General features: G+C 37.9%; 8 protein-coding genes. 2 read left to right on the top strand and 6 right to left on the bottom strand.

Annotated features, from left to right (window positions below; genetic code table 11):
- Positions 1–140: 140 nt before the first annotated feature.
- The 3 genes from DESMER_RS02020 to DESMER_RS02010 form a co-directional block, all read right to left on the bottom strand.
- Positions 141–2,108 (bottom strand): PAS domain S-box protein, encoded by a 1,968-nt coding sequence (locus DESMER_RS02020; RefSeq protein WP_014901395.1) that lies wholly within the window; start codon positions 2,106–2,108, stop codon positions 141–143.
- 71 nt (positions 2,109–2,179) lie between these two features.
- Complete coding sequence (locus DESMER_RS02015; RefSeq protein ID WP_014901394.1) at positions 2,180–3,016, bottom strand: CheR family methyltransferase; 837 nt, start codon at positions 3,014–3,016, stop codon at positions 2,180–2,182.
- 36 nt (positions 3,017–3,052) lie between these two features.
- Positions 3,053–5,827, bottom strand: a complete 2,775-nt coding sequence (locus DESMER_RS02010) for a response regulator (RefSeq protein WP_014901393.1) — start codon at positions 5,825–5,827, stop codon at positions 3,053–3,055.
- Positions 5,828–6,263: 436 nt separating this feature from the next.
- On the opposite strand from DESMER_RS02010, the gene DESMER_RS02005 reads away from it, so the two are divergent.
- Positions 6,264–7,370 (top strand): DUF362 domain-containing protein, encoded by a 1,107-nt coding sequence (locus tag DESMER_RS02005; protein ID WP_014901392.1) that lies wholly within the window; start codon positions 6,264–6,266, stop codon positions 7,368–7,370.
- Between the two features lie 185 nt (positions 7,371–7,555).
- Here the strand turns inward: DESMER_RS02005 and DESMER_RS02000 are convergent, their stop codons facing one another.
- Positions 7,556–8,749: an MFS transporter gene (locus tag DESMER_RS02000; protein WP_014901391.1), complete on the bottom strand. Its 1,194-nt coding sequence runs from the start codon at positions 8,747–8,749 to the stop codon at positions 7,556–7,558.
- A 180-nt stretch (positions 8,750–8,929) separates the two neighbouring features.
- On the opposite strand from DESMER_RS02000, the gene DESMER_RS01995 reads away from it, so the two are divergent.
- Positions 8,930–9,304, top strand: a complete 375-nt coding sequence (locus DESMER_RS01995) for a MerR family transcriptional regulator (RefSeq protein ID WP_014901390.1) — start codon at positions 8,930–8,932, stop codon at positions 9,302–9,304.
- Between the two features lie 152 nt (positions 9,305–9,456).
- On the opposite strand, the gene DESMER_RS01990 is transcribed toward DESMER_RS01995, so the two are convergent.
- Both DESMER_RS01990 and DESMER_RS01985 read right to left on the bottom strand, forming a co-directional pair.
- Positions 9,457–11,529: a sensor histidine kinase gene (locus tag DESMER_RS01990; protein ID WP_014901389.1), complete on the bottom strand. Its 2,073-nt coding sequence runs from the start codon at positions 11,527–11,529 to the stop codon at positions 9,457–9,459.
- A complete protein-coding gene (locus DESMER_RS01985) occupies positions 11,504–12,190 on the bottom strand; it encodes a response regulator transcription factor (RefSeq protein WP_014901388.1) in 687 nt (228 codons plus the stop codon). Before DESMER_RS01985 ends, DESMER_RS01990 begins: the two co-directional genes overlap by 26 nt.
- Positions 12,191–12,258: the final 68 nt, after the last annotated feature.

Raw genomic sequence — 12,258 nt, 5'->3', positions numbered from 1 at the left:
CCTTGATAGCATTTCCCTTAATGTACCCGACTTTAATTATTATATAAGCATTTATAAGAAATTTATCCCATTTATAGAAGCAGAAATATTGAAACACGAAAAGGGACAGGTTTCTCATGAAGCCCATCCCTTCTCGTGTTTCAATATTTCTGCTTAGTCTTAAACTTCACATAAAAGGTTGTTCCCGAATTCCCCGTCTCAATATCTATTTGAGCATTATGCCGAGCAGAGATGCTGTAACAAGTAGCCAACCCTAAACCCGTTCCGCTCTCTTTAGTCGTGAAAAACGGGGTTCCAAGCTTCTCAATGTCCTGATCCTTGATTCCACACCCTTCATCCTGTACTGCCAGAACAACCCTATCCCCATCCATGAAAGTATTTAGTGTTAATGTGCCGTTGCGACTCATGGCCTCCATTCCATTCCGGACAAGATTCAAAATAAGCTGGCGAATTTCCTTCTCATCCAAAGATAAGACTTCTATGTCCTGTAATTCTGTTTTAATATTCTTGTCACTAACCATGGCATCTGCCTGTAACAAGGGAAATAAGTTTTCTATAAGCGTGTTCAAGTTTAAGGGCCGAAGATCGACTGTCTTATTCTTGGCCAAACTTAGAAATTCTGAAATAATTAAATTAGCTCTATCAAGTTCCTCAATCATCAACTTGATATAACCCTTGGACTTTGCGAATTCATCTTTCCCTTCCATTAGCTGAAGAAAACCTCGAATTGTCGTAAGAGGGTTTCTCACCTCATGACCGATTCCAGCGGCCATTTGTCCCACAAGGTTTAGACGATCGAGACGGGCCATTTCTTTTTCGAACATTTTCCGCTCCATAATATTATGGTAATAAATGGTTAATCCTTCTTCGGAAGGATAAACATGAGCTTCGTAAGGTGTCTCGGAATACAGTCCTTTTATTTCAAAATGTATAGCTTCTTTCTTTAATTTCGCTTTTCTAAATAAAGGATAATACTCTAAAAGTGCTTCCGGGAAGAGATCCCAAATATTTTTTCCAATTAGCTCATCCCGCCCCTTGAGCCAATATTTTTCCGCCTCTTCATTGACAAAAATAAACTCCCAATGGTGGTCTAGGGTAAAGAAAACATCCGTTATACTTTCCAGGATATTATTAAGCCTTAGACTGGTCTTCCTAAGTTCCTCGCCTATTTTGTTGCGTTTAAATATTTCTTCCTTTAACTTCTGGTTCGTACGGAACAGTTCACCCGTTCTCTCCAAGACTAACTTTTCAAGCGTTCTATAACGGTCTATTCTCTCTTTCTCCAGCTGCTTCCGCTCTGAGATATCTCTAACAGACCATACTAAAATCTCCTGCTCATCTATGCTGGCAACTCCCACTTGAATCTCTACGGGAAAAACCCTCCCGGTTTTGTGTTTAGCCGTGGCATTCAGTATCTTACTACTTTGACAAAGAACAAAGTTATTAAGGGAATTATGAAACGGAAAGTTGTTATCCGGCAAAAGAACTTCAACATTTTCCCCCAGCAAATCCTCATGTTCATACCCAAACATAGTTTTAATTGCTGGATTCGTGTTAATAATTCTGCCCATAGTATCCATGGTAATCACTGTATCTGTTGAAGTTTCTCCGATGATGCGAGCCAAAGCTTCTGCTCTCCGCAAATCCCCAGTCGTGCGTTCCAGGCTGTTATTAATAATTTCTAGATCAAGGGCATGCTGCTTTAGCAAATCATTCTGATGCTTTATCTTTTTCTTATGCATGTGTATCTTAATAAACCCGTCTATCTTGAATTTCAGCATTTCAGGATTGAAGGGTTTGAACAAATAATCAATTGCCCCTAATGAGTACCCTTTAGTAATATTTTCTGTAGACTGATAGATTGCTGTAATGAAAATTATAGGAGTCTCCTCGTTCTTTTTCCGCGCCCTGATGAGCTTAGCAGTTTCAAATCCATCCATTCCCGGCATCTGAACATCTAGTAGAATTACGGCAAAATCATCTTTCAGTAAGCATTTTAAAGCTTCTTCTCCAGACATAGCCAAAACCAGATGATAATCAGGTGATTCAAGTACAGCTTCCAAAGCCAGCAAATTATCACGGCGGTCATCTACAATTAAGATCTTCATACTTTTTAACATCCTCGGTACCCTAAGATACTTTGTCTTTCTCTCTTAATGAATATCACATTCCTGAGTAGTCACTTCACCTTACAATACAGCTTCTGCCGAGTACTAAGGACTTCATAGTATTGAGAATAATCATTAAAGGCTATATCCTCCTTGCCACCTAGCCCTAAGAATCCTCTCATACACAAACTCTCATAGAACAGCTGATGCACTCGGTTTTGCAGAATCTTATCAAAGTAAATCATTACATTTCTGCAAATTATGACATGAAACTCATTAAAGGAATGATCTGTCGCCAAATTGTGTTGAGCAAATACTACATTATGGGTAAGAAATCTATGAAAGCAAGCTTTATCCTGACATACATTAAAGAACATCGAAAAATCTTGTTTTCCCCCTGCGGCAAGATAATTATCTTTGTAACATGGCATTTTGTTTAATGGATATTCACCTTTTCTAGCCTTTTCTAATAAATCTTCATTCATATCTGTCGCATAAATTTTCGTCTTATGGTATAAACCTTCTTCATATAAGATCATGGCCATAGAGTAAACCTCTTCTCCTGAGGAACAACCGGCATGCCAAATTCTAATAAACGGTATGTCTTTAAGAATTGGAATTACTTCCTCTCTAAACGTCTTAAAGAAAGAGGGATCTCGAAACATCTCAGAGACATGGATAGAAAAATCTGCAATGAGCCGAGCCATAGCACCTGGATCATGGAGAACTTTCTCCTGTAGGCTTGAAACATTTTTCAAACGTTCAGCCCGGATACGATTCCAGATTCTGCGCCTTATTGAAGCAGAAACATAATTTCTGAAATCAAAACCATAGAAACGGTATATTCCTTCTAATAGAAGTTCAATTTCAATTTTCTCTATTTCCTCCTGATTGCCTAAATCAGCCATAGTCTAACTCTTTGCCCCCCCCCCTTTAACCCAGCTCTATCTATATAACCAAATCTTTATTAAAGTAAATAACTGCTCTAGATTCACCGGCTTGCTAATATAATCTGAGGCCCCCGCATCAATACACTTTTCACGGTCATTTTTCATAGCCTTAGCCGTCAAGGCAATAATCGGTAAGTTCGCATATTCAGGAATTTGCCGAATACGTTGGATAGCTTCATATCCATCCATTTCCGGCATCATGATGTCCATTAGTAGTAAGTCCGTATCCGGATTCTCAGATAAAACTTCGATAGCCTCTCTACCATTCTCGGCAAATACTGCCTTAATCTTATGATTTTCAAGTGCCGTGGTAAGTGCAAAGACATTTCTCATGTCATCATCTACTACCAAAATTTTCTTGCCTTCTAAGCTCACATTTCTATTCTCATTTTGTTGAGCATCATCGGCTTGATAGATACTATCACAATTATCTTCATCCTTTTTAACTCCGAGAGCAGAAGAATCATCATAATCGGTAAATCTTGTAGCCGCTACTTCAGAGAATGGTTCAAGGAAAGCCTCTTTTTGAGCAGGGTGGCCCGGCAAATAGAGAGTAAATGTACTTCCTTGACCTTCAACACTGTCTATATCGATAAATCCTCCTAATAATCCGGCAAGCTTCTGGCTGATTGTAAGACCCAGGCCCGTACCGCCGTACTTCCTGGCAGTTGACCCATTAGCCTGTTGAAAGGCCTCAAAGACAATCTCATGCTTACTCTTTGGCATACCAATACCAGTGTCTATAACAGAAAATGCTAATACCCACTCTGCCTCTTTACCTATTCCATTATCCATAACTACATGTTCTGCTGCATTACTGACTCGTAAGGAAACCCTTCCCTTATCCGTAAATTTAAAGGCATTAGATAATAAATTCTTGAGAATCTGCAATAGCTTATGTTCATCAATACAGATAGTCATTGGCAGAGTCTTATCCATCTCTACGGTAAACTCTAGGTTCTTTTGACTAGCCATTGGAAGAAAATACTGTCTGACATAGTCCAGTATATCGGCTAATTTTATCACTTCAGAATGGAGAGTAATTTTCCCGGACTCTATTTTCGATAGATCTAAAATATCATTAATTAAGATTAAGAGTTCATTTCCGGAAGAAAAAATTGTTTTAGCGTATTCAATCTGATTTGAAGTCAAGTTTCCTTCCTTATTTTCAATCAGCATTTGGGAAAGAATAAGCAAACTATTCAAAGGCGTTCTTAGCTCATGTGAGATATTGGATAAAAACTCGGACTTATAATTCGAACTTTCTTCGAGCTGACGAGCTTTTTCTTCAAAGGCTTCCTTTAAGGCCTTTAATTCCGTCGCTCTCTTTTCGGACTCATTATACTGTTCCTCCAGGTTCTCATTAAAGGTTTTTAGCTCCTCCTGCTGCAATTGAAGTTCTTCAGATTGGGACTGGAGTTCTTCGGTTAAAACTTGTGATTCCTCCAGCAGTCTTTCAATCTCCATCCGACCTTGAACACGGTTTATAGTCGTTCCGATGTACTTCGAAATAAATTCCAGCAGCTCTAACTGTATAGCCGTATACGAATGATGAGATGCCAACTCCATGACTGCCAGAACCTGCTCCTTAAACGTTAAAGGAAGTATGATAATCATTTGGGGTAAGGTTTCCCCCAATCCGGAGGAAATCTTTATATAACCTTCTGGTACCTTGTCCAGAATGATTGTTCGATTTTCTAGTGCACTCTGGCCTGCTAATCCTTCCCCGATAGGAATGATCTCTCTTGCAGGGTCATGGGAACTTTCTGCATAAACCGCCTGTTTCTTTAAGAACTCCTTATCCCCTTGACGTTCTAGGACATAAAAAACTCCATAACTTCCTTGGATCATGGGAGTAACCTTTGTAATGATAAGATCAGCCAGTGTTTTCATATCCTGAAGCCCTTGACATAAAGTCGTAATTTCTAGGACTTCAGTTTTCAACCAATCACGATCCTGTATTTTACCGATAAATTCTTTCTCCTGCCTAGCATGTTCTTCTAAAAAACCAGCCATTTCATTAAAGGACGCTGCAATTTCGCCAACCTCGTCATTTGAACGAATATCAATTCGTGGTAAATTGACATGATCACGGATCGAAGGAATGCTATTCATAATGTCAGTGATACAACGTATGTCTCCAGTAACCTTGCGTGTAATCCAGACAGTTATTCCTGTTCCGACTAATATTGTAAGTAGTAGTGATATAAAAAAGGATATTAAGGCATAATGATAGACACTTGAGGATGATTGCAATAATTCATTCATGGATTTATCTTCAAGTCTATCTAACTCTTCAACGTACTTGAAAATTTGCCCCCGCTCAAAGGCTCCATCATTGATAGCCTGCTCAAACTTCTCTTCCTGACCGGAAGTGGCCAATGCTATGATTTTCTCCTGCAGCTCAATGTAGACAAGATTTTCGGCTTTTATCTGGCGAAGTAGATTTTTTGTTTCGTCACGAATCGCTGTTGCCTCTAGTGAATTTAAAGCAAATTCTATCTCTTTTCTAGAAGCATGGACTGATTGTATTTTCTGAAAATAATCATAATCGACATCGAGAAAGGTCAGATCTCTTAAGTACCTGCTGATATTGTTCAGCTCTTCCTCAACGGTTTCACAATATTTAAGTTTGCGATATCGATCTTGCTGGTTTTTTTCAATACTTTTATTTACTTGGGCAATAGAGTAAATAGATATCCCAAAAAAAATTGCAACGATTAATAATACTGAAGCAAAACCCAGAGATAGCTTTGATTTAAGTTTCATTGCTCTGATTCCTTCCTGCAAGAATAAAAAGATCCAATGCTGCCTACTTCTTTACTTTAGTGTAGTGATTCAACATTTATCGTTCAATCTCCTTCGGTAAATCTGTCGGTAATTGTTATATTTTGGATTGATACGTAGAGAAAAGAGCAAGAAGTCCCTCACCTTCAACGCGAGATCTCTTGCTCTTACTAAATATATTTAAAATTCTAATGTTTACTCTCACAAATAAGAGAATCACTCATTAACTCTAAGAATAATATCGTTGAATGGTATAATGTTTAGGTTTATTTTCAAGAAAATTTCTACTTGACTTAAAGTATGCTCAAGGGTTTATGCTAAAATAAGGATGACATATGATTATCCCATTAATCTAATTCAATGATTAATCCTTTCTTTAGGTACACTTAACTAATCAAATTTCTTGGAGGTTATTAAGTTGGAAAAATCAAAGGTGTATTATGCGGATATGCACGTGACCATGAAAGAAAATTTGCAGCAGAAGTTAAGCCGGCTGATCAAAACTGCAGGAATGAATCAAATTGATTTTAAGAAAAAATACGCCGCAATTAAAATTCATTTTGGCGAACCGGGAAACTTATCCTACCTACGACCAAATTTCGCCAAAACTGTCGTGGATATTGTGAAGGAACTAGGCGGAAAACCCTTTCTGACTGATTGTAATACCTTATATGTCGGTGGCAGAAAGAATGCTCTTGACCATCTGGATTCAGCTTACCTCAATGGCTTTTCTCCTTTTTCTACAGGTTGTCATGTCCTGATTGCCGATGGCTTGAAAGGTACCGACGAGGCATTAATTCCCGTTGAAGGCGGTAACTATGTGAAAGAAGCAAAGATTGGGCAAGCTATTATGGATGCCGATGTATTCATTTCTCTAAACCATTTCAAGGGCCATGAACTGACCGGTTTTGGCGGTGCCTTAAAAAATATTGGAATGGGCTGCGGGTCTCGCGCCGGCAAAATGGAAATGCACAGCAGCGGAAAACCCCAAGTTTTTCAGAAGAAATGCATTGGCTGTGGTGTATGTACAAAAATCTGCGCCCATAATGCCATAACCGTGACAGAACACAAAGCTAACATAAATCATCTAAACTGTGTAGGCTGCGGACGCTGTATTGGCGTATGTCCAACGGATGCAGTTCAAGCTGATTGGGGCGAGTCCAATGAAATATTGAATAAAAAGATTGCTGAATACACCTGGGCCGTACTGAAGGGGCGCCCCCATTTCCACATCAGTTTAGTAATTGATGTATCCCCTTTCTGCGACTGTCATTCTGAGAACGATGTCCCGATTGTTCCAAATGTAGGTATGTTTGCCTCCTTTGACCCGGTAGCCCTCGATGCAGCCTGTGCAGATGCTGTAAACTCTCAGCCTGTTATGGCCGGCAGTATCTTAGACAAAAATTCCCCAGGGCATCATGATCATTTTACCGCTGTCAGCCCAACCACCGACTGGAAAGTGGCAATTGACTACGCCGTTGAAATGGGGCTAGGCACTAAGGACTATGAGTTAATTACAATTTAAATAAAAACTCCCTATAAACCGATAGAAGGCTCAGCGGTACACTTTTTCCGCTGAGCCTTTCCTTTATGACCATGGGGGATTTCTGAAAAACTCTCTAACTGTTACAAATATTATGATTTCTAGTGTTGTTTCTGTTGCTATAACAAAACACTTTGAACGATTAACGAACCAACTAAGTATTGCATTTAGATATGTGGCTTTGCTTTATAGGTCTTGAGAGCTATAAAGGCTATTAGTTGAGTTAGTAGTCCTAAACTGCAAACTCCATACCACCCAAAATGGGCATAGCTGTATGATCCCAGATAGGATCCCAGGGCACCTCCGCTAAAGTATGAGACCATGTAAACTGTATTTAGTCTGTTACGCGCTTCATCGTTAAGAGAATGCACTCTAGCCTGATTGGAAATCTGACAAGATTGAACCCCTAAATCAAGAAATACCACTCCAATAATCAATCCCCATAGTTTAAAGCCTAAAGTAATAAAACAAATATAAGCCATTGTTACTGAGATCATGCCGATTACTACTGTGAATTTCGGGCTTCGTTTGTCCGCTATCCTGCCAACGATCGGAGCAGCCATAGCGCCCGTCACACCAACTAATCCAAAGAGACCGGCAGCATCAGCTCCCATATTATAGTGTGAACTCTCGAGCAAGAAAACCAAAGATGTCCAAAAGGCACTGAAGGAGGCGAACATCAGTGCTCCATTCAAAGATGCCTCCCTTAATACCGGAAGACCTTTGGTCAAACTCACCATAGATTTGAACAATTCTTGATATTTCATACTCGAAGTCGGTGGACATAATGGCAGCAATTTGCTTAAGAAAACGGCTAGAATAATCATTAAAACAGCTGCAATTAAATAAACACTTCTCCACCCCCAATATTCACCTACAAGACCACTAAAGGTACGAGAGACCAAAATGCCTATAAAAAGGCCACTCATGACAGTTCCAATGATCTTTCCTCTCTCTTGGGGATTGGCTAACTGTGCAGCAAAGGGAACAATTAGCTGAGGAACCACAGAGGTAAAGCCAACAGCAAAGGATGCAATGGAAATCACAGTTATATTAAAAGAAAAATACATAGCTAACAATGCACAAGCAGAACACAGGAGCATAAAAACAATTAAAAACCTTTTTTCCTTAATATCCGCTAAAGGTAAAATACTCAGCATACCTAGGGCATATCCGATCTGAGTAAGCATAGCTACAATACCAACACTAACCTGAGTTACATGAAAGCTTTCCGCAATTTCTACAAGTAACGGTTGACTATAATATAAATTAGCCACAGTTATACCGCTGGCTATAGCCATTATTAACACCAAAGAACTTCTTAATTCAAAATGATTTTGTTCAGCATCGATATTCTTCAAATCAATCCCCTGACCCCTTCATAAAAGCATTAATTTAATTTTGTTTATTGACCCGGCTTCTATCACTGTATTACTAAACTGATTGTAATTCAATATTAAGTAGTTTATACTGAAAAAAACTTCAAGTTTAGCTCTAGGTTAAATTTTTTTGTTATTGAGGAACCTTAGAGGAGAATTGCTATGAGTTACACCATCAGTCAAGTAGCTGAGAAATTTGATTTAACTGCACACACAATACGCTATTATGACAAGGAGGGGCTGCTTCCTTTTGTTGAGCGTAGCAAATCTGGAAGCAGAGAGTTTTCGGATAGTGACCTCGAGTGGTTAAAACTCATTTGTTGTTTAAAAAATACCGGAATGCCTTTAAAACAAATTAAGCAATATATCGAATGGTGTCTGCAAGGTGATGAGACGTTAGAAATTCGTCGGCAATTGTTTCTCGATCACCGCAAAGAGGTTCTAAAGCAAATGGCTGATTTAAGAGAAAACCTGAAAATTATTGATTTCAAACTTAAAATATATGACACTGGTTGTAATATCCCCACACATAAGTAATCCTTTTTTTGAGCACAAGCTATATTATTCCGATTCTTTTCTGCTAAAATCAGAGTTTTACAATTGTTGTCTATAACCCTTATTAAGTAGAGGGCAGCAAACTTCAGTTTGCTGCCCTCTACTTAATATTGTCTTTTTAATAATCTCTTTGTCTAATTTGTCTGTACAAGGGGCATTTGAATTATTGCTTTAAATAAATCTCCATCTATCTCAATATTAAAACTGCCTCTTTGAATTTCTAGCAAACTCTTAGCAATTGATAATCCCAACCCGCTGCCTTGACTGCTTCTAGATTCATCCCCTCTCTTGAATCGCTCCATAAGCTCGTCAGAAGAGATATTTAGTTCATAGGCTGAAATATTTTTAATAGTTAGTGTTGCTACAGTTCCTACATTGGTAACATCGATATAGACTCTTGACCCTTGCAGGGCGTATTTAAATATATTTGATAACAAATTCTCGATAGCTCGCCACAATAACTTCCCATCAGCTTTAACGACCAGTCTATCCTTTGGATGACTGATTTTGAAATCTAACTCACTCTCCTGGATTTTGTCGTCAAGCTCGCCTAACCCTTGGGTTATTAAAGACATAAGATCAATTGCTTCTAAATTAACTTGAATATTCCCACTTGATGCTTTAGCAGCTTCAAACAAATCCTCTGTTAGTACTTTTAACCGTTGTGACTTCTGATCGATTATTTCTAAATAATTATCTACCTTTGATTGATCTTTTTCGTGTTTCAATAAGTCAACATAGGTAATGATTGAAGTTAAGGGAGTTCGAATGTCATGGGAGACATTAGTAATTAATTCTGTTTTTAACCGTTCACTTTTGATCTCGTTTTCAACAGCTTTAGATAGCCCGTCTGCGATACTGTTAATATCTGCCGCCAGCTTGGCAAACTCTCCATCTCCGGAGGCGTTTATGCTGAAGTGGAGATCCCCGTCTTTTACTTTTTTCACCCCTTCTTTTATAGCGTTAAATTCCTTAACCTTCTTATGCGCTATCCAGGCTGCAGCTCCAAGAGTTATCGGAAACATAAAAAATGTTATGGCTACGATTATTGGATAGCCTATAACGATTAAGACAACCTTTAAACCTACACTTCCACTGTTATAGATATCTCTGAAGAAGCTAAATAGTCTATGAAATATTTTGTAGATCAAGGTATTCTTCATTAAAGTCCGGTTTTTAAAATGCGTCACTAAAGAAAGAACCAATAATAGACTTAAACTTGCAGCAAATAAAGTTATTAGGAATATAAGGTTAAGGCTTTTAAACTGCTCTGATTCAGAGATGACAATTGCCCATATAGCGACCAGCAAAATGCACATAACTAAGTTGAAATCATTAAAGATTCTGCTGAAGAAATTCAGCTGCACCTGATTGTCATAGGGTTTCCTTCCTACTACAACTATTAAATATATGAAAGCGACAATTAATACTATTAACAAGGCAGCTATTTGATAGAGACTATCTGTTATCAACAGCTTATTGTCTTGCCATTCGACAATTCTGGGATTCAAATAATCCTGAGTAAAAGCGATATAAATAGCATCTTGTTGCTCTATATTATTTGTACTTGATGAAAGCCAGTAATACCGCGTATTTTGGTTCACTTCTTGAGGAAATACTTCATTTTCATAGCCCTCAAATATCATATAAGCTGGAAAAGTTTTGAAGTATTCTTTAGCTTTATCTGTGCTGTTAGAGAATTCCGTTTCACCATTCTTAGCATAATAAACAAGGCCTTCGTATCCTGCTAATCTTTGCAAGGCCATATTAAAATCATTAAGATCCTGTTTGATTTGACTATTCTTTGCTTGCACAAGTTTATCAGCGTATACTTCTTTAAATATCTTATGATTCTCCTCAGGCGTTAAATTAGGATTATAGCTTTTTGAGTTATATTGAAAATCCCAAAACAATCTGTCTTCTTGCTCTGCTATGACATTTTCAGTCAAAGTTCCACCATTTAAAATGTTCTCTTTGCTCTTATATTTTTGCACCTTCTTGATATTTTCAATGACTTCTGAGCAGTTGCTTAAGTAATCCTTACCTTGATAATAACTTTCTTCAAAAACAATATCAAAATCTTCATTATGCAAAACTTCAATATTTGCAAATATTGTTATGGAACTAGTCAAACAAAGGATCACGATTATAAAAGCCACAACCTTAGCTACCACTGAATGACTATAGTTTCTCCACTTTATATCCAATTCCCCACACCACCTTTAAGTATTTAGGTTCTTTAGGATTTATTTCTATCTTTTCTCTAATTTTTCTGATATGAACTGCCACAGTATTTTCCGGACAAAAGGCCGTTTCTTTCCATACCTTTTCATATATTTCATCAATGGAAAACACTCTTCCAGCATTAGCAGTCAACAGTTTCAGCATTTTGTATTGAACAGGAGTTAATTTTACTTCATCGCCATCAACTGTTACTGTCTTCAACTCATCATCTATTACAAGCCCACCTGTTTTATAGACATTAGTTTTGGTTTCCAGACTTCCCAGAGTTGTGTATCTTCTAAGCTGCGACTTCACCCTGGCAATTAATTCCAAAGGGTTAAATGGCTTAGTGATATAATCGTCAGCTCCCATATTTAACCCAATTATCTTGTCAGTATCCTCAGATTTTGCTGAGAGCATTATTACAGGTATATTCTTATCTTCTCTGATCTTCAGAGTAGCTCTTAAACCATCCATTCGGGGCATCATAATATCCATAATTACCAGATGTACTTCAATTTCATCTATGACTTCCAACGCTTCTAGGCCATTAGAAGCTTTAAATATTTGATACCCTTCATTTTCTAAATAAATTTTTATGGCATCCGATATTTCTTTATCATCGTCACAAACTAAGATATTCAAGATGTATCACTCCTACATATAAATCTAGACAATTAATATCACACCCTTTATTATTTTGCTCTAAAGGA

The organism is Desulfosporosinus meridiei DSM 13257, from assembly GCF_000231385.2.
GTDB classification, from domain to species: Bacteria; Bacillota; Desulfitobacteriia; order Desulfitobacteriales; family Desulfitobacteriaceae; genus Desulfosporosinus; species Desulfosporosinus meridiei.
The sequence above is the reverse complement of the archived record's forward strand: the minus strand, read 5'-3'. Positions and strand labels throughout refer to the sequence as shown.